Raw genomic sequence first — 16,894 nt, forward strand, 5'->3', positions numbered from 1 at the left:
ACAACGAACGGCCCGTGTCACCGGAGGCCAGTGCTGTTGTGTTGGCGCCGGCAGGCTCCTGTGTGGCCATAACGGCGGCGGCAGGACTCCCTTCGGCTGAAAAACTCCGGCGGAAACTGGCGGTGCACTTGCCCGGGCCGCGGCCCAGGGCGGGCAATGCCGATCAAGATGCGCGGAATACTTGCGGACGCCGTAATCCGGTAGCGGCGGGAATTTACCGCGTCGCAGGGCTGAATGTGCGCCGCAGCTTGTTCTGCGCGTGGTCCCGCCCCGGCGCCGCAGCACCGGCTCGAAGAATTGTTGAACAATTCGTGTATTTAGTGCATCCTTATTAAAGAGCAGCAATGAGATGAGGATCACAAATGGCAAGCATTGACCTGAACAGCGACGTTGGCGAGTCCTACGGGCGCTGGAGCCTGGGCGACGATACGGCGATGTTCGGCTCGGTCTCCAGCGCCAACGTGGCCTGCGGATTCCACGCCGGTGACCCCAGCGTCATCCGCCGGACCTGCCGCGAGGCGGTCGCCGCCGGCGTCGTGATCGGTGCCCACGTCGGCTACCGTGACCTCGCCGGTTTCGGCCGCCGCTTCCTGGACATCGACCCGATTGAACTGGCTGACGACGTCGTCTACCAGATCGGTGCGCTGCAGGCCCTGGCCGCGGCCGAGGGCGGCACTGTCACCTACGTCAAGCCGCATGGCGGCCTGTATAACGCAATTGTCGCGCACACGGCGCAAGCGAAAGCCGTGGTCGACGCCGTGAAGTCCGTGGATCCGAACCTGCCCATCCTGGGCCTGCCCGGATCCGAAGTGCTCCGTCTCGCAGAGGCTGCCGGGCTCCGTGCCGTGACCGAAGCCTTCGCGGACCGGGCCTACAATCCGGACGGCACCCTGGTGTCCCGAACGCTTCCCGGAGCCGTCCTCCACGACCATGCGGAGGTCACCGAGCATGTCCTCCGGATGGCCTCCGATTCAACCGTCCGCACGATTGACGGCTCCATCCTGAAGATCCGCGCCGAGAGCATCTGCGTGCACGGCGACACCCCGGGCGCCGTCAGCATGGCGGCGGAGGTCCGCGCGGCCTTGTCCGCCGCGGGCATCAACACTGCCGCGTTCGTCTAGCCGCCGACGCGGTTCGGATCCAGTTCAAGGCACCGGCAACGATGAAAGCAGCTATGGAAACCCTGGCAGTACAAAAGGTCCGCTTTGTGCGGGCGGTGGGAACCCGTGCGGTACTTGCCGAACTTACCGGAACCCAAGATGTGCTGGCCCTGCAGGGAATGCTGCTCGAGAACCCGTTGCCGGGCCAGTTGGACGTCCTCGCGGCAGCCGAAACTGTGCTGGTCATGGCTGACTCGCCCGGGTCCGCCCGGCGGATCGCCCGGCAACTGCTCCAGCTCGACCTCACCGCGCCCGTGCAGCGGGACGGCGAGCTCGTGGTCATCGAAACGGTGTACGACGGCGAGGACCTCGCCGAAGCCGGGGAACTGACCGGTCTTGGGGCCGACGGCGTGATCGCAGCCCATACCGGGCAAATCTGGACCGTGGCTTTCGCCGGGTTCGCCCCGGGCTTTGGCTACATGGTGGGGGAAAACCAGTCCCTCGAGGTCCCGCGGCGCAGCTCGCCGCGCACCGCCGTGCCGGCAGGTTCGGTGGCGCTGGCCGGCAACTACTCGGCCGTCTATCCGCGCCGCTCACCCGGCGGGTGGCAGCTGATCGGCCGTACCGGCGCCGGCATGTGGGACCTGGACCGGGAACAGCCCGCCCTTGCCGCCCCCGGCCACCGGGTCCAGTTCCGCGCGGTCCGGGACGCAGTGGCGCTGGCCCCGAAACCCTCTGCCGGGGTTGCCGATGCCGGGGTGGAATCCGGCCTGCGGGTTGTTTCGCCGGGTCTGCAGAGCCTGATCCAGGACCTTGGCCGCCACGGGCACTCCGGTATGGGCGTCTCCGCCGCCGGGGCGCTGGACCGGGCTTCGCTGCGCCGGGCCAACCGCCTTGTCGGGAACGCGCCGTCGGCCGCCGCTGTCGAAACGGTCGCGGGAGGCCTTCGCGTGCAGGCAGTCGGCGACCAGGTCCTCGCGGTCGCCGGGGCGCCATCGGAACTGGCCATCGAATCGCTGCCCCCGGATGGCTGTGCGGCCGCCCGCCGGACTGTCCCAATGGCCACACCCTTCGCCCTGCTCGACGGCGAAACCCTGACCATCGGCGCGCCGGAACGTGGTTTCCGCAGTTACCTCGCCATTCGCGGCGGCGTAGACAGCTCCCCGGTGCTGGGCAGCCGCTCCACTGACACCATGTCCGGGATCGGCCCCGCACCGCTGGCCGCCGGCCAGCTCTTCGCCGCCGGCGGCGAAGCCGAATCCGGCGTCGTCGGGCATCCCGAACTGCAGCCGGACTTCCCGGGCGCCGGAGTGACGGTGCTCGACGTTGTCCCCGGTCCCCGTGCCGACTGGTTCGATGCCGCAGCCCTGGCGTCCTTCTGCGGCCAGGAGTGGGAAGTGAAACCACAGTCCAACCGGGTCGGCATGCGCCTGCAGGGATCTGCGCTGCAGCGCAGCCGGCAAGGCGAACTCGCCAGCGAGGGCACAGTCGCCGGCGCCCTGCAGGTCCCGCCGGAAGGGCTTCCGGTCCTCTTCCTCGCCGACCATCCGATCACCGGCGGCTACCCCGTGATTGCCGTGGTGGTCGATTCCCAGCTGGATCTCGCCGCCCAGGTCCCTATCGGCGGCCGGATCCGCTTCCGCTGGGCGGAAAACCCGGCCACCGAACACGCCACCCCCAAAGAAGAAGTGAGTAACTGATGCGCAAGGTCCTGATCGCCAACCGCGGTGAAATAGCCGTCCGGATCATCCGGGCCTGTGACGACGCACAGCTGGCCTCCGTCGCCGTGTACGCGGACATCGACGCCGACGCCCTGCACGTTTCCGTCGCCGACGAGGCCTATGCCCTGGGCGGGAATTCACCGGCCGAAACCTACCTGAATATCCCCAAGCTGCTGGCAGCAGCGGCCGAATCCGGCGCCGACGCCCTTCACCCCGGCTACGGCTTCCTCTCGGAGAACGCCGAATTCGCCCAGGCCGTCCTCGATGCCGGACTCACCTGGATTGGGCCGACCCCGGAGGCCATCCGGTTGCTCGGCAATAAGATCACTGCCCGCGAGGCGGCCGTGCGCGCCGGTGCCCCGCTTGTCGCAGGCAGTGCCGGCCCGGTCGAATCCGCTGCAGAGGCCCGCGCCTTCGCAGAACAGCACGGACTGCCGATCGCCATCAAGGCGGCCTTTGGCGGCGGCGGCCGCGGGATGAAGGTGGTCCGCGCCCTCGACGAAGTCGAGGAAGCCTTTGACTCGGCCGTCCGGGAAGCCGTCGCCGCGTTCGGCCGCGGCGACTGCTTTGTGGAGCGCTACCTGGACCGTCCGCGGCACGTCGAGGCACAGATCCTCGCGGATACGCACGGCAACGTCGTTGTCGTCGGAACCCGCGACTGCTCGCTTCAGCGCCGGCACCAGAAGCTCGTGGAGGAGGCCCCCGCGCCGTTCCTCAGCGAGGACCAGACGCTTCAGATCTACAACGGCGCGAAGGCCGTCTGCCGCGAAGCCCGCTACTCCGGCGCGGGCACTGTCGAATTCCTGGTTGCCGCGGACGGCACAGTGGCATTCCTCGAGGTAAACACCCGACTGCAGGTGGAGCATCCCATCACGGAGGAAACAACCGGGATCGACCTGGTGCAGGAGCAATTCCGAATCGCTGCGGGGGAGCGGTTGCGCCTCACGGCGGACCCGGCGCCGAGGGGGCACTCGTTCGAATTCCGGCTCAATGCCGAGGATGTTGGGCGCGGTTTCCTGCCATCGCCCGGCACGGTAGCGGAGTTCCACGGCCCCACCGGCCCGGGGATCCGGCTCGACACCGGTGTCCGTTCCGGCTCCTTCGTTCCGCCGCAGTTTGACTCGCTGCTGGCAAAATTGATCGTCACCGGCGCCGACCGCCAGCAGGCCCTGCGCCGTGCCCGCCGTGCCCTCGCCGAAATCAGCATCACCGGGGTGGCCACCGTGCTGCCCTTCCACCGTGCCGTGCTGGAATCCCCGGACTTCACCTCTGAAGCCGGCCTGGGAATCCACACCCGCTGGATCGAAACCGACTTCGCGGACCGTGTCCCTGCCGACCCGGGCTACAGCACTTCGGTTCCCGACGGCGAACGCCGGACCATCACCGTCGAGGTGGACGGCCGCCGGATGGCAGTCGGGCTGCCGGCTGAACTGTTGGACGGCTGGGCACGTTCCGGCGGCGCCCTCCCGGAGCGGATCACCCAGGCGGAGGCCTCCGGTGGCGGACCTGCCCCCGTTGACCCGGGAGAACTGCGGGCCGACATGGCCGGCACCGTAGTCAAGTGGCTTGTGGAACCGGGCACCGAAGTCGCGGCGGGGGACCCCGTTGTTGTGCTGGAAGCGATGAAAATGGAAACTCAGGTCTCCGCCCACCGCAACGGCACGCTGACCGGCGTCCGCGCGGAAGCCGGCGGCGTTGTCACTACTGGAGCGGTGCTGGCTCTGATTGGCTAGGCGCTGACTGCTGCGCCGGTGCCGGCTGAGCCTTTGGCTGCCCACTAGCGGCCCAAGTGGCCAGCAGCCGGACGGCATCCTCCGAGCTTGAACCGGGCTCGGCGGTATAAACAAGCAGCGACAGCCCGGCGTCGGCGGAGAGATCCAAGGCCTCGTACATCAGGTGGAGATCGCCCACCACGGGGTGGCGGAGATGCTTGCGCCCGGTGTAGTGCTGGCGTACATTGTGCGCCGCCCACCGGGTGCGGAACTCCTCGCTGCGGGTGGAAAGTTCCCCGACCAGGTCGGTCAGGCCGCGGTCGTAGGGGTCGCGGCCGGCCTCGGTGCGCAAGATCGCCACGGTGTCGTCAGCGGCCCGGTCCCAGTCCGGGTAGAAGCCGTACGCGCGGTTGTCCAGGAAGATGAACCGGGCATGGTTGGCCGGCCGGACAGGGCCGGCGAACATCTCCGAATACAGGGCGAAGCCGAGCTGGTTGGCCGCGAGGATGTCCAGTCGCCCGTTATGCACAAAAGCCGGTGCGTTCGCGATCGCGTCGAGCATCAACTGCACGCCGGCACGGACCGGCTGGGCGGCCGCGCGGCGGCGCTGGGGCCTGCGGCTGTTGCCCGCGGCCCTGGCCAGATCGAACAAGTGCGCCTGCTCTGCCGCGTCCAGCTGCAGGGCCCGCGCCAGCGCTTCCAGTACTCCCTCGGAGACTCCGGCGAGGTTCCCGCGTTCCAGCCGGGTGTAATACTCGACACTTACCCCGGCCAGCAGGGCAACCTCGCCGCGCCGCAGTCCCGGGACGCGGCGGTTGCCGCCGGAGACGGGCAATCCCGCCTGTTCGGGGGTTATTTTCGCCCGCCGGGTGGCAAGGAAGTCCCGGGTCTCGCTCTGATTGTCCATGCCTCCAACGTTAGAGGGTAAGGCGCTGCCAGGGAGGCCCTGCTGGTAGGGGTACTGGCAGTGACTCCCTGAACGGCAACGGGTTGGTGTTTGATGGAGAGTGCCCCCGATGACGTCCGGGCCGAAAGGCCGCACCGCACCGGTGCCGAACGCCGGGGCAAACTCCCCCTGAACCCCACAAACAGGAGACCCATGCTTACCGTTAACGCTTATGCCGCCATCTCCGCGACGGAACCCCTTGTTCCGACCACCATCGAACGCCGCGACGTTGGCGCGCACGACATCCTGATCGACATCAAGTTCGCCGGCATCTGCCACTCTGACATCCATACCGTCCGCGGAGACTGGGGACCGCAGCAGTACCCGCTGTCCCCGGGACACGAAATCGCCGGCATCGTCAGCGAGGTCGGCTCCGCCGTCACGAAGCACGCCGTCGGCGACCGGGTCGGCGTCGGCTGCATGGTCAACTCCTGCCGCGAATGCGTCAATTGCCTGAAGGGTGAAGAGCAGTTCTGCGTCAAGGGCAACATCGGCACCTACGGCGCCGTGGACCGCGACGGAACGATCACACAGGGCGGCTACTCCACGCACGTTGTGGTCACCGAGGACTTTGTGGTCCGGATTCCGGAAAGCCTGGAACTCGACGTCGCCGCGCCGCTGCTCTGCGCAGGCATCACCACCTTCTCGCCGCTGAACCACTGGGGCGCCGGCCCCGGCAAAAAGGTCGCGGTTGTTGGCCTTGGCGGGCTGGGCCACGTCGCCGTCAAGATCGCACACGCGATGGGCGCTGACGTCACGGTGCTCTCGCAGTCCTTGAAGAAGCAGGAGGACGGGCTGCGCCTGGGTGCGGACCACTACTTCGCCACCAGCGATCCGTCCACGTTCGAGCAGCTGGCCGGCTCCTTCGACCTGATCCTGAACACGGTCAGCGCGAAGATCGACCTGGACGCCTACCTGTCCCTGCTGGCCGTCGACGGCGCAATGGTCAACGTCGGCGCCCCGGCCGAACCGCTCTCGCTGAACGTCTTTTCGCTGATCGGTGGCCGCCGGTCCTTCGCCGGCTCGCTGATCGGCGGCATCCGGGAGACCCAGGAAATGCTGGACTTCTGCGCCGAGCACAAGCTCGGTGCCGAGATCGAGGTCATTGGGGCCGACAAGATCAACGAGGCCTACGAGCGGGTGCTGGCCTCAGATGTGCGGTACCGTTTTGTGATTGACACCGCCACGCTGGCCTAATCCCGTCCGCGGAAAAGGGCTCGGCCGGCGTGAACCGGCCGGGCCCTTTTTTGGCTTCACCGGACCGCAGGCAGCGCCGCCCCGGGGCGCTGCTGTCGTGCGGATGTCCGGCCGAGGCTTAGGATTATCACAATGATGCCTGAACGAACTCTCGCCGCGGAGGGTAAGAACTCCCTGAGTGTCCGCGGCGGGATCATAGAATCCGTCTGGCGCCCCGGCTCCTTCGTTGACGTCCAGGACGCCAAGGATGCCATGCTGGCCGTGGAACGGATCACGGGCGGAATCCCGATGCCGATGCTCTCGGAAATGACCGATGTGGAAATCAGTGCCGCGGCCAGGCGCGAGTTTGCCCAGACCTCAGGCGTGCTGGCCATCGCGGTCCTCGGATCCAGTGCAGTGGACCGCGTGATCGCTGCCGCAATGACCAGGCACACCCGTTATCCGCACGAATTCTTCACCTCCAGGAACGCAGCCCTGACGTGGCTCGCGGAAATCCTCAAGACCCGCACGTAGGGCCCGGACCCGATCGGAGGCACGTGCCGCCTCGCGCCAGCCGCCCGACCGCTGGACACCGCATGTACAACGATGTGTAACGCGCCAATATGATTACTAGTGATCGAAACGATTACTATTGAGTCATAATTGATCACTTCGAAGGGTGCGTGCGCGATGGCCGAAGTCATTGTTGTTGAGAACGAGGATGCCGCGGGCGAACTCGTCGCCGGAGCTATCCGCGAGCTGATAGCGGCCAGGCCGGAGGCGGTATTGGGTCTCGCGACCGGTTCCACACCGCTTCCCGTGTATCGCGCCCTCGCCCGCTCGCTCGCCGCACGACCGCTCGACGTATCGCGGATGCGCGGTTTCTCGCTGGATGAGTACGTCGGCTTGCCGGACGGGCACCGGGAAAGCTACCGCGCAGTTATTTCCCGTGACGTCGTGGCGCCCCTCGGGCTGACACCAGGCAGGATCCGGGTGCCCAGCGGGGACCCCGCCGGACTTCCCACCGCCGGCGCCGACTACGAGCAGGCGATCGTCGACGCCGGGGGTGTGGACCTGCAGCTACTGGGCATCGGACGCACCGGTCACCTGGGCTTCAACGAACCTGGCTCCTCGTTTGCATCACTGACCCGGGTGAAGACGCTCACCCCCCAGACGCGTGCCGACAACGCCCGCTTTTTCGACTCGCCCGCTGAGGTGCCCATACACTGCATCACCCAGGGGCTCGGCACGATCATGCGTGCCCGCCACCTGGTCCTGCTCGCCTTTGGGCACGGTAAGGCTGCGGCGATCGCCGCCGCCGTGGAAGGTCCGGTTACGTCCAGCCAGCCCGGCTCGGCGATCCAGTTGCACCCGCACGCCACTGTCGTCGTCGACGAGGCCGCGGCGGGCAGGCTTACGAACCTGGACTACTTCCGCTATGCCTGGGCTAACAAGCCGGCCTGGCAAGGGATCTAATTCGCCGTTCCGACGTCCGGCCGCATCCGGTGGCTCTGAACGGCCTCATAGGTGAGCCGAAGTGACTCCGTCATATCGTCGTACATGGATTGGGCGATGCGCACAAAGAGAATGTCGACCAGGGCCAACTGGGCGATGCGGCTGGACATGGCGCCGGCGCGGTAGCGATTCTCCCTCGCCTGGGTAGTGAGCACAAAGTCACAGTGTTCGGCCAACGGTGAGTCGGCGGAATTGGTGATTCCCACTGTTGTCGCCCCGGCGGCGCGGGCGATTTTCAATGCATTACTCGTCTCGCTGGTCAGGCCAGAATGGGAGATGGCGACGGCGACTCCGCCAGGGCGCTGAAGCGCCGCGGAAGCCCAGGCCAGGTGCATGTCGGAGAAGGAAGTGGCCGAAAGCCCGATTCGATACAGCTTCTGCTGCAGGTCCTGTGCGGTCAGGCCGCTGGAACCGAAGCCGTACACGTCAATGCGGGGCGAGGCCGAGATGGCGGTCACCACCCGGTCCAGTGTTGCGAGGTCAAGCGCCTTGGCCGTCTCCTCGATGGCCTGCACCTCCTGGTAGGCGATCTTGGCAACCACGTCTTCGGCGCTGTCGGTCCGGTTTATTTCGCCGTCGTCCACCTGGAAACGGTCGCGCTGTGCCTGCTCCCGGCCTGCCGCTGCCGCCACCTCGATGCGGAACTCCCGGTAGCCTGAGAAGCCTACTTTTTGGCAGAACCGCGCGACCGTGCCCGGGGAAGTTTTGCACAAAGTCGCAACCTCCGTGATCGTGCGGTCAAGGATGGTGGGGTTGTCGATGACGGCCCGGGCAATCCGGGAATCCGCGGTGCTGAGGCCGGGCAGTGCCTGCCGCAGCATCAGCAGGGCATTAGCGGCCATGCACCGCTCCTCCGTCAGTTAAGGCTGCGCCAATGGCCTCGTTGAGGAAACCCCGGTGTGCCGTGAGCAGCCGGAGGGCGGTTCCTGCGTCCAGATCAGTCAATAGCACCAAAATTGCCGCCTTCACGGAGCCGTCGACGGCATTGAGCGCACGCGCGGCCTCGACTGCGTTCGCCTGTGTCGCCAGCATAACGGTTCTCTCGGCGCGGGCCCGCAGTTTCTCGTTGGTGGCCTGCATGTCCACCATTAGGTTGCGGTAGGTCTTGCCCAGCCGCACCATCGTAATGGTGCTCAACATGTTCAGCACCATCTTCTGCGCGGTGCCTGCCTTGAGCCTGGTCGATCCGGTAAGGATTTCCGGGCCGACGACAACATCGATGGCGACGTCGGCCGCCCGCCCGAGTTCAGATTCCGGATTGCATGCCAGGCCGGCCGTGAACGCCCCAACCGACGACGCGTACTCGATGGCGCCGAGAACATACGGAGTGCGGCCCGACGCCGAAATGCCGATCACTGCGTCCTGGGCTGAAACGCCCACCGAGCGCAGGTCAACTGCTCCGGCGAGATCGTCATCCTCGGCGTTTTCAACGGCGGCGTGGATTGCGCCGGGTCCGCCGGCGATGACCCCGAGCACCCGGCCGGGGTCAGTGCCGAAGGTGGGCGGTGCTTCGCTGGCGTCCAGGATTCCCATCCGCCCGGCGGTGCCCGCGCCGATGTAAATCAGGCGCCCGCCTGCGCTCATCCGGTCCACGATGCCCTCAACTGCGGCAGTGATGGCTGAGCTCGCACCGGCGACGGCGGCGGCGACTGCGGCGTCCTCCTCGTTCATCGCGCGCACGAGCTCGGCAACCGAGAGCAGGTCCAGATCCGGATGCCTCTCGCTTACCTGCTCCGTGGCGAGCGTTGCTAGTGAATCGCGCAGATCGGCGTGGTCAGGGTGGTCTTGTCGCTGCGGCTTAGCCACGGATGATTCTCTTCTCATGGGGTAGTGCCCGGGAGTGGACGATGAGTGCGGCGCCGGCCAGTGCGTCTCCCCGCGGCGAAATGAGCGAGAGGCCGGCATCGGTCAGGGCAGCCTCGAGGGCGGCCCGGAAGTAGGGATGGGAGACAAGACCGCCAGTGACGCAGACGCGACCGCCGTCGGGTCGGGCCGCACTGCAGGCGAGTGCAAGCAGGGCGCACGCCTTCGCGACGATGGCCGTGGCTGCGCCGTCGCCGTCGCTGGCGTGGGTGATCACGGTGGGGGCAAAGGTGCCGACGGTCCGGGCGGGACTTCCGGCCGCCGATACCCAGCCCGGCAACGCGGCGAGTCCGCCGGCAAGTCCGGCAGCGACCGGTCGCAGGGTGGTCTCCGGGCCACGGCCGTCACCGGCCCGGAGGGCTGCCTGCAGCCCCTGCTGGCCGATCCAGCGCCCGCTGCCTTCGTCGCCGAGCCACGGTCCGAGCCCGTCGACCTGGCGAATCAGCCCGCCGTCGTCGAGGGTAAAGACGACGGCTCCGGTGCCGGCGATGAGGACCGTGCCCGGTCCTCCGGCGAACGCGCCAACGTGCGCGCAGAGGCCGTCGCTGATGACGGCGACCGGGGCGTCGAAATCGGCCCGGAGCACCCTGATGAGCCGTTGCACCGCGTCCGGTGCCGCCACGGCGCCAGCCGCGCCGATTCCGATGCCGTCGAGGTCCGGGAGCATCCGCTGCACGTCGGGGTGAAGTCCAGCCAACGCGCCGAGGATAGCGTGGCGTGCCAGTTCGGCGCCATGGTCTTCGGCCAGGCCGGGTGAGCCTTGATGGGCTGCGTCGCCAAGTACCGCGGTGCCGCGGCTGAGGCGGACGCGGCAGGATGTCTTGCCGAGGTCGACGGCCAGCACGGTCGGCCCGCTCACAGGATTGTCCCCGGGCCGGCCGGAGTGCGGTGCTGTGGCGCCAGCACGCGCAGGCCGCGGATCCCGTTCAGCGGCTCCGGCATGCGCAAGGGCTTCGGCCCGGCGGCGATGTGGCCTGCCACCCGGGCGCGGCCCGGCGAACTCGCGGGTAGTTCGCACGGGACGCCATGCCAGCTGAGGAATCCGAGCAGGGCGAACATCAGCGACTCCTTGAAATCGGGATCGATGCCACAGGTGTTTGAGGAGACCAGGTCACTGCCGTCGCGGACCAGTTCCGCGCCAAGCGCCGACATCAGCGACGGGTTGCGCACGCCGCCGCCCGACGCGATCAGGCGAGCCGGCTGTGCGGCCCCGCTGCTGCGCAGGGACGCAGCGATCGAGCGGGCGGTCAGCCGGGTCAGGGTGGCCACAAGGTCCGCAAGCGCGATCGGCGAGTCTCTGCCGACCGACGCGAGGGCGGAATCCACGAAGGGCAGCCCGAAGGTCTCACGGCCGGTCGACTTGGGTGCCGGTCTGAGGAAGTAGGGATGCTGGAGAAGCGAGGCGAGTAGGCGGTCGTTGACCTTCCCCGCAGCCCCGAGCCGGCCGTCGGCGTCAAAGCCGTCCACGCCGTGGCTGGCTCGTGCAACGACCGCGTCGATGAGCACATTTCCGGGGCCGGAATCCCAGGCCATCACCGTTCCGTCGGAGCTTACGACAGACAGGTTCGCGATTCCTCCCAAGTTGACGGTGGCCACCGAACCGCCGGTGTCCGCTGCGGCCGCGGCGAGCCAGGCCCGGTCGAAGACGCCCATTAGCGGAGCGCCCTCGCCTCCCGCGGCGATGTCGGCCGCCCGGAGGTTGCAGAGCACGGGCGCGGCAGCTGCTTCAGCGATCCAGGCGGCCTCGCCCAGTTGGAGTGTTCCGCGGGCGTGACCGCCGTCCACCCAGTGGAAAAGCGTTTGTCCGTGCGAAACAACCAGGTCCACGGACGTGCCAAGGTGCTTGATCGCGGCCGCCGCCGCCGAGGCGAACTCCTGGCCCATCCGGGTGTCCAGCCGGCATAGCTCGGCCGCGTCGATGCTGCCCCCGTCCGCCAAGGCCAGAACGCGCGTGCGCAACTCCGGGGTCCAGGCCACGGTGCGGGTGAGCAGCGGGCGCAGGGTCAGCCACGGGGTGCGGCAGGCATCGGGCCCCCGGCTGCCGTCCGCAGTGATGTCGACGATCGCAACGTCGATGCCGTCTGCGGACGTTCCGGACTGCAGCGAGAGGATCTTCATGGTCTTCCACCCTGCAGGATGGCGCTGACGGTGTCCGCCGTGATCCTTGACGAACCCAAGGCATCGATGACGGCGAGCGGAAGGGTGGCAGCGGAGGGCAGCCCAGCGTTGATAACGACGGCGTCGGGGCGCAGGCCGGCTATTCGGGCCAGGGCCTCCCGCTGCGCGCCCGCGGAAGCGATCCGGTCCACCAGCACTGCCAGGCCGCTGCCGGGTGGGACCGCAGCGACCGCTTTGGCCACCGCAGCCTCGTCCGTTCCTGGTGCAAAGCGGTCCAGCTTATATGCCCGTGAAAGGCTTGTGGTGAAGGTATCGGTGGTGGACGCAACGGCAAGGGTGGCCCGTGCCCTCACGTCGAGCAGCGCCAGCCGCTGCTGGACGAGGGACGCGGCGCCGCGCACTGTGATGGCCGAGCGCACCATAAGCGCAGCGTCGATGGCCTGTTGTGCGGCGCTGGGGGCAGGGGCGCCGGGACGCCCATCGAGGTCGGCCGGCAGCCCAAGCCGTGCAGCCGACCGCCCGGCGCGCTCCAAAGTGCCCGGGGTAAGCACGCCGCCGTCGAGGGCGTCGAAGAGGGCTCCCCGCACCTGAAGGTAGTCGGCCTGGTCGGTGCTGCGGCCGCCGTTCGGTCCAAGATTGGACGGATTGCCGATGCACAGCAGCTCGGCTCCGGCGGCCAGGGCGAGCACGGCGCCCGGCCCGGCGCCGAAAGACGCCCGGATGGCCGCCATGTCGAGGGCGTCGGTGACGATCGTGCCGGCAAAGCCGGTCTCACGCAGCGCGGTGAGGATGCCCGGGTTGAGGGTTGCAGGAAGCTCGCCCCGTTCGGGCACCACGATGTGCGCCGTCATCACGGCCCGCACTCCGGCGGCGACTGCCGCATGGAACGGCGGCAGGTGGTCGCGCTCGATCTCGGCCCAGGAGAGATCGAGCCGGGGGAGCGAAAGGTGGGAATCGGTGTGCGTGTCCCCGTGCCCGGGGAAGTGCTTGACGCACGCGGCCACTCCGGAGTCCTGCAGGCCCTGGATGAAGGCGGCGACATGGCGCGCCACGAGGCCGGTGTCACGGCCGAACGCCCGCACGCCGATCACCGGGTTTGCCGGATTTGTGTTTACGTCGGCCACCGGGGCAAGCACGATGTTGGCACCGGCAGATGCGGCCCGGCGGCCGATCATCCGGCCGACGGCCTCGGTGGCCTCAGGGTCGTTGAGGCCACCGAGCTGGGCATGCCCGGGCAGGAGGGTCCCCCGCGAAGAGTCGAGCCGGGACACATTCCCGCCCTCTTCATCGATACCGATGAGTACCTCGGGCCGAATGCCCCGCAACTCGGCGGAGAGCCGTGCGGGCTGCTCGGCATCGTCCTCGTTAATGTTGTGGCCAAAGTAGACCACCCCGGCCAGGCCTTCGTCGAGTGCCCGGGCGAGCCATTCGGGGACGCGGAGGCCGGTGAAGCCTGGCCAGAGAACGCCGTTGACCAGCCGGCGCAGCGTGGGGTCCGTGGCCGCGGTCATCCCTTCACGGCCCCGGCCACGAGACCACTGCTGAGCTTGCCCTGCACCAGGATGAAGAAGATCATGACCGGAATAGTGATGATGGTGGAGGCTGCCATGACCGGTCCCCAATCGTTGGAATGTACGCCGAAGAATTGTTTGAGGCCGATGGCCACTGTGTAGTTCTCGGCCGACCCGCCCAGAAGGGTCATCGCAAAGATGAACTCATTCCAGGCAACAATGAACGAGAAGACGCTTGTCGCAACGAGCCCGGGCGCCACGAGTGGCAGCATCACCGAGCGGAACATACGCCCCCAGGTGGCGCCGTCGATGTAGGCTGCCTCTTCCAGCTCGACCGGGACGGCTGCGACGAAGCCGCGCAGCATCCAGATGGCGAAGGGCAGGGAGAACGCCAGGTAGACAACGACGAGGCCCAGCAGCGAGTTGAGCATCTGCAGGTCGCGCACCTGCACAAACAGGGGAATGACCAGGGCCTCAAGCGGCACCATCTGCACGGTGAGCACCATGATCAGGATGCCGGTGCGGAATTTGAAGCGGAAGCGCGCCACCGCGACGGCGGCCAGCAGGGCCACGATGCCCGAGATGGTCACCGTAAAAAAGGCGACGATCGCCGAATTGCGGAGGAAGGTGCCGAATCCGCCTTCGGTGAGGACAAAATCGTAGTTGGCGAGAGTGAACTCCCGGGGCAGCAGGGACTGGCCGCCGCTGGAAGCCTTCGCGTCAAAGGAGCTGGAGATCATCCAGTACGCGGGGAACAGGGTAAAAACCAGGAGCAGGGCGACCAGGCTGGCCTTGACGAGCCTCCGGCCGAGTGAGGCTTGCCTCATACCTTTTCCTCCTTGAACAAGGTGCGCACATAGATGGCGGTGATGACCAGGAGCAGCACCGTGAGGAGGACGGCAATGGCTGCGCCGAAACCGTAGCGGTTTTGTCCGAACGATTCCACGTAGGACCAGACGCCCAGGTTGAGCACTTCCCGGTTGGAGCCTGAGCCGCCGGGCATCAGGTAGATCTGGGCGAAGACCTTGAAGTCCCAAATGGTCGAGAGGATGACCACCACCGAGAAAACCGGCTTGATGGTGGGGTAGGTGATCTGGAAGAAGCGCCGCACCGGGCCGGCACCGTCCATCTCGGCGGCCTCAAGCATCTCCTTCGGCACGCCGAGCAGGCCCGCAAGCACCGTGATCGCCACAAACGGGAAGCCGTGGTGGACGATGTTCAGGGCTACGATTCCGTAAAAGGTCACCGGGTTGGTGAACCAGTTGAAGGAATCACTCATCAGGCCGAGGCTTTTGAGGGTCTCGTTGACAAGCCCCTGGTCAGCGTCGAAGATCCAGATCCAGACGTAGGTGCCGGTGACGGCCGGCATCGCCCAGGCGACCATAACGGCGCTGCCGACTATAGTGCGCCAGGACGGGCTGAGCGAGGCCATCAGCAAGGCGACCAATGTTCCGAAGATGACTGTCGAGGCGACCGCCACGATGGCGAAGCCGATCGTATTCGGCAGCACCACAGTCCACAGGGATGAGTCGCCGAAGATCTCGGCGTAGTTCTCCAGCCCGATGAAATTGGTCTTGCCGCTGACAATCTGGCGCAGGCCGTAATCCTGCAAGGAGAAGATAAAAACCCGCGCCAGCGGCCAGAGCAGCAACCCGGCCAACAGAATGAGTGCGGGGGCGAGCAGCAGCCACGGCCGGGCCTTAGCCATGGTGAGGAGCCGCCGGCGTTTCGGCGCACGGCCGCCCGTGGACGATGGGAGCTTGCGTCCCTCGTTCACGGGCGGTTGCTGAAGCTTGACGGTCATGGAGTCGTGTTGCCGTTCATGATGTTGTCCATCTCCGCGGCGGCATCGGTTGTGGCGGCATCAACATTCTTCTGGCCGGACAGGATGGCCTGGATCATCGTGTTGGTGGTCTTTTTTGCCTGCACCGCACCGAACTTGGGAGTGACGGGAACGGATCCGCCGCCGTCGACCATCTGCTTGGCGAACGACTTCACCAGTGGGTCAGCCGACGCTATGGTCTCGTTCAGCATCGATTTGAGGCCCGGGAAGTATCCGCTCTGGTCGGCCCACTCCTGTGCAAACTTGCCGGTGCCCAACAACTTGACGAACGCCCAGGCGAGGTCTTGATTCTTGGCCGTGTTGAAGACGCTCAGGTGTGAGCCGCCGAGGACCGAAGGGCTGATGCCGCCGTCCTTGCCGGGGATGGGGATCGCGCCCAGCTTGCCCTTGAGCTCGGGAGCCTTCCCGACGATGCTGGCCGGAGTCCAGGATCCGGAGATCGCCATCGCGACCTTGCCCCTGGCGAAGTTGTCGAGCACGTCGGTTTCTTTCCAGGTGGTCGCGCCCGCAGTGGAGAAGCCGTGTTTGGTGGCCAGGCCCGTGTAGAACTGGATTCCCTCGCGGGCCTTGTCGCCGGCCAGTCCGGAAGCCCAGCTCCCGCCCTTCTGCACCGAGATGTCGCCGCCGGCACCCCAAACCCATGGATAAGCGAGCATCTCGGCATCGCCGGGAACCGGAAAGGGGATCAGGTCGGGGCGCTTGGCCTTGATGACAGTTGCGACGTCGACCAGTTCCTGCCAGGTGGTGGGCGGGGTCAGTCCAAGCTCTTCGAACACGTCAGTTCGGTAGACGATCGAGCGCACCCCGGCGTACCAGGGCATACCGTAGAGTTCGCCGTCGTAAGTGCCGGATTCGAGCAGGCCTTTTACGAGGTCGTCGTTGATTCCGGCTTCCTTGACCTTGTCGCCGATCGGGGCGAGTGCGCCGGCGTCAGCGAACTCGGCCGTCCATGTATTCCCGGTCTCGGCAACATCCGGAGTGGTGTTGCCGGCGATGGCCGTGACGAAGCGGTCATGGGCATCGGCCCACTGTACAAACTCGACGTTGAGGTTGGCGCCCGTCTCCTTCGTAAACTCCTCGCCGACGGACTTGAAGAACCCCTCGGAATCAGGGTTGGTGCCCTTCATGATCCAGACGTTAAGCGTTTTGCCTTCGGCATTGCTCGCGTCACCCCCGGCGGAACCGCCGCCGCAAGCGGACAGTGCAAGCGCCATGACTGCGGCCATGGCGACGGATAGATAGCGCTTCTGCATGCGGTCTCCTCATTGAAACGTGGTAGCGGACTAACTGGCCTGACTTTGATGAAAATAATTATCCACTCATGTAACCACAGTCGAAAATTATTTTCTACCCTGTCGTGTGCTGGGGGCCACGGCCACGGCCACGGCC

The 16,894-nt window shown here is 66.9% G+C and carries 15 protein-coding genes; 6 read left to right on the top strand and 9 right to left on the bottom strand.

Features of this window, described 5'->3' with window-relative positions; all coding sequences use genetic code 11:
* Nucleotides 1-362: 362 nt before the first annotated feature.
* The 3 genes from QI450_RS16595 to QI450_RS16605 are packed head-to-tail and all read left to right on the top strand — an operon-like array spanning nt 363 to nt 4,554.
* Entirely contained in the window at nt 363-1,121 is a 759-nt protein-coding gene (locus QI450_RS16595) for a 5-oxoprolinase subunit PxpA (RefSeq protein ID WP_226775529.1), read from the top strand.
* A gap of 41 nt (nt 1,122-1,162) precedes the next feature.
* Nucleotides 1,163-2,800 (top strand): 5-oxoprolinase/urea amidolyase family protein, encoded by a 1,638-nt coding sequence (locus QI450_RS16600; RefSeq protein WP_226775528.1) that lies wholly within the window; start codon nt 1,163-1,165, stop codon nt 2,798-2,800.
* Nucleotides 2,800-4,554 (top strand): biotin carboxylase N-terminal domain-containing protein, encoded by a 1,755-nt coding sequence (locus tag QI450_RS16605; RefSeq protein WP_226775527.1) that lies wholly within the window; start codon nt 2,800-2,802, stop codon nt 4,552-4,554. Before QI450_RS16600 ends, QI450_RS16605 begins: the two co-directional genes overlap by 1 nt.
* Here the strand turns inward: QI450_RS16605 and QI450_RS16610 are convergent.
* Nucleotides 4,523-5,440, bottom strand: a complete 918-nt coding sequence (locus QI450_RS16610; RefSeq protein WP_226775526.1) for a helix-turn-helix transcriptional regulator — start codon at nt 5,438-5,440, stop codon at nt 4,523-4,525. The genes QI450_RS16605 and QI450_RS16610 overlap by 32 nt on opposite strands.
* Nucleotides 5,441-5,632: 192 nt before the next feature.
* Between QI450_RS16610 and QI450_RS16615 the strand changes: the two genes are divergently transcribed.
* The 3 genes from QI450_RS16615 (at nt 5,633) to QI450_RS16625 (ending at nt 8,131) form a co-directional block, all read left to right on the top strand.
* Nucleotides 5,633-6,676 (top strand): NAD(P)-dependent alcohol dehydrogenase, encoded by a 1,044-nt coding sequence (locus QI450_RS16615; protein ID WP_226775525.1) that lies wholly within the window; start codon nt 5,633-5,635, stop codon nt 6,674-6,676.
* A gap of 132 nt (nt 6,677-6,808) precedes the next feature.
* The gene (locus tag QI450_RS16620; RefSeq protein WP_226775524.1) at nt 6,809-7,189 is read left to right on the top strand and encodes an STAS/SEC14 domain-containing protein; all 381 of its coding nucleotides are present in this window, start codon (nt 6,809-6,811) and stop codon (nt 7,187-7,189) included.
* A 156-nt stretch (nt 7,190-7,345) separates the two neighbouring features.
* Complete coding sequence (locus QI450_RS16625) at nt 7,346-8,131, top strand: glucosamine-6-phosphate deaminase (protein ID WP_226775669.1); 786 nt, start codon at nt 7,346-7,348, stop codon at nt 8,129-8,131.
* On the opposite strand, the gene QI450_RS16630 is transcribed toward QI450_RS16625, so the two are convergent.
* The 8 genes from QI450_RS16630 to QI450_RS16665 all read right to left on the bottom strand — a co-directional run bounded on the left by QI450_RS16630 (nt 8,128) and on the right by QI450_RS16665 (nt 16,758).
* Nucleotides 8,128-9,012 (bottom strand): MurR/RpiR family transcriptional regulator, encoded by an 885-nt coding sequence (locus tag QI450_RS16630; protein ID WP_226775523.1) that lies wholly within the window; start codon nt 9,010-9,012, stop codon nt 8,128-8,130. The two genes, QI450_RS16625 and QI450_RS16630, sit on opposite strands and share 4 nt — an antisense overlap.
* Nucleotides 9,002-9,976 carry an N-acetylmuramic acid 6-phosphate etherase gene (murQ, locus tag QI450_RS16635; protein ID WP_226775522.1) on the bottom strand — a complete coding sequence of 325 codons (975 nt, stop codon included), beginning with the start codon at nt 9,974-9,976 and terminating at the stop codon, nt 9,002-9,004. The genes QI450_RS16630 and murQ overlap by 11 nt, the downstream gene beginning before the upstream one ends.
* Nucleotides 9,969-10,892 (bottom strand): BadF/BadG/BcrA/BcrD ATPase family protein, encoded by a 924-nt coding sequence (locus QI450_RS16640; protein WP_226775521.1) that lies wholly within the window; start codon nt 10,890-10,892, stop codon nt 9,969-9,971. Before QI450_RS16640 ends, murQ begins: the two co-directional genes overlap by 8 nt.
* Nucleotides 10,889-12,151 (bottom strand): anhydro-N-acetylmuramic acid kinase, encoded by a 1,263-nt coding sequence (locus QI450_RS16645; RefSeq protein ID WP_226775520.1) that lies wholly within the window; start codon nt 12,149-12,151, stop codon nt 10,889-10,891. Before QI450_RS16645 ends, QI450_RS16640 begins: the two co-directional genes overlap by 4 nt.
* On the bottom strand, nt 12,148-13,662 hold the full coding sequence (locus tag QI450_RS16650; protein WP_226775519.1) for a glycoside hydrolase family 3 N-terminal domain-containing protein: 1,515 nt from the start codon (nt 13,660-13,662) through the stop codon (nt 12,148-12,150). Before QI450_RS16650 ends, QI450_RS16645 begins: the two co-directional genes overlap by 4 nt.
* Complete coding sequence (locus tag QI450_RS16655) at nt 13,659-14,489, bottom strand: carbohydrate ABC transporter permease (protein WP_226775518.1); 831 nt, start codon at nt 14,487-14,489, stop codon at nt 13,659-13,661. The genes QI450_RS16650 and QI450_RS16655 overlap by 4 nt, the downstream gene beginning before the upstream one ends.
* On the bottom strand, nt 14,486-15,370 hold the full coding sequence (locus QI450_RS16660; protein WP_226775668.1) for a sugar ABC transporter permease: 885 nt from the start codon (nt 15,368-15,370) through the stop codon (nt 14,486-14,488). The genes QI450_RS16655 and QI450_RS16660 overlap by 4 nt, the downstream gene beginning before the upstream one ends.
* 92 nt (nt 15,371-15,462) lie before the next feature.
* A complete protein-coding gene (locus tag QI450_RS16665) occupies nt 15,463-16,758 on the bottom strand; it encodes a sugar ABC transporter substrate-binding protein (RefSeq protein ID WP_226775517.1) in 1,296 nt (431 codons plus the stop codon).
* Nucleotides 16,759-16,894 lie beyond the last annotated feature (136 nt).

It is taken from the genome of Arthrobacter sp. EM1, from assembly GCF_029964055.1.
Classification (GTDB): domain Bacteria; phylum Actinomycetota; class Actinomycetes; order Actinomycetales; family Micrococcaceae; genus Arthrobacter.

Bases quoted from the DNA above. Each gene is read 5' to 3' on its own strand.
- QI450_RS16620 (WP_226775524.1), top strand. From the start codon at position 6,809: ATGATGCCTGAACGAACTCTCGCCGCGGAGGGTAAGAACTCCCTGAGT.
- QI450_RS16660 (WP_226775668.1), bottom strand. From the start codon at position 15,370: ATGGCTAAGGCCCGGCCGTGGCTGCTGCTCGCCCCCGCACTCATTCTG.
- QI450_RS16595 (WP_226775529.1), top strand. From the start codon at position 363: ATGGCAAGCATTGACCTGAACAGCGACGTTGGCGAGTCCTACGGGCGC.
- QI450_RS16665 (WP_226775517.1), bottom strand. From the start codon at position 16,758: ATGCAGAAGCGCTATCTATCCGTCGCCATGGCCGCAGTCATGGCGCTT.
- QI450_RS16650 (WP_226775519.1), bottom strand. From the start codon at position 13,662: ATGACCGCGGCCACGGACCCCACGCTGCGCCGGCTGGTCAACGGCGTT.
- QI450_RS16645 (WP_226775520.1), bottom strand. From the start codon at position 12,151: ATGAAGATCCTCTCGCTGCAGTCCGGAACGTCCGCAGACGGCATCGAC.
- QI450_RS16655 (WP_226775518.1), bottom strand. From the start codon at position 14,489: ATGAGGCAAGCCTCACTCGGCCGGAGGCTCGTCAAGGCCAGCCTGGTC.
- QI450_RS16600 (WP_226775528.1), top strand. From the start codon at position 1,163: ATGAAAGCAGCTATGGAAACCCTGGCAGTACAAAAGGTCCGCTTTGTG.
- QI450_RS16610 (WP_226775526.1), bottom strand. From the start codon at position 5,440: ATGGACAATCAGAGCGAGACCCGGGACTTCCTTGCCACCCGGCGGGCG.
- QI450_RS16605 (WP_226775527.1), top strand. From the start codon at position 2,800: ATGCGCAAGGTCCTGATCGCCAACCGCGGTGAAATAGCCGTCCGGATC.
- QI450_RS16625 (WP_226775669.1), top strand. From the start codon at position 7,346: ATGGCCGAAGTCATTGTTGTTGAGAACGAGGATGCCGCGGGCGAACTC.
- QI450_RS16630 (WP_226775523.1), bottom strand. From the start codon at position 9,012: ATGGCCGCTAATGCCCTGCTGATGCTGCGGCAGGCACTGCCCGGCCTC.
- QI450_RS16615 (WP_226775525.1), top strand. From the start codon at position 5,633: ATGCTTACCGTTAACGCTTATGCCGCCATCTCCGCGACGGAACCCCTT.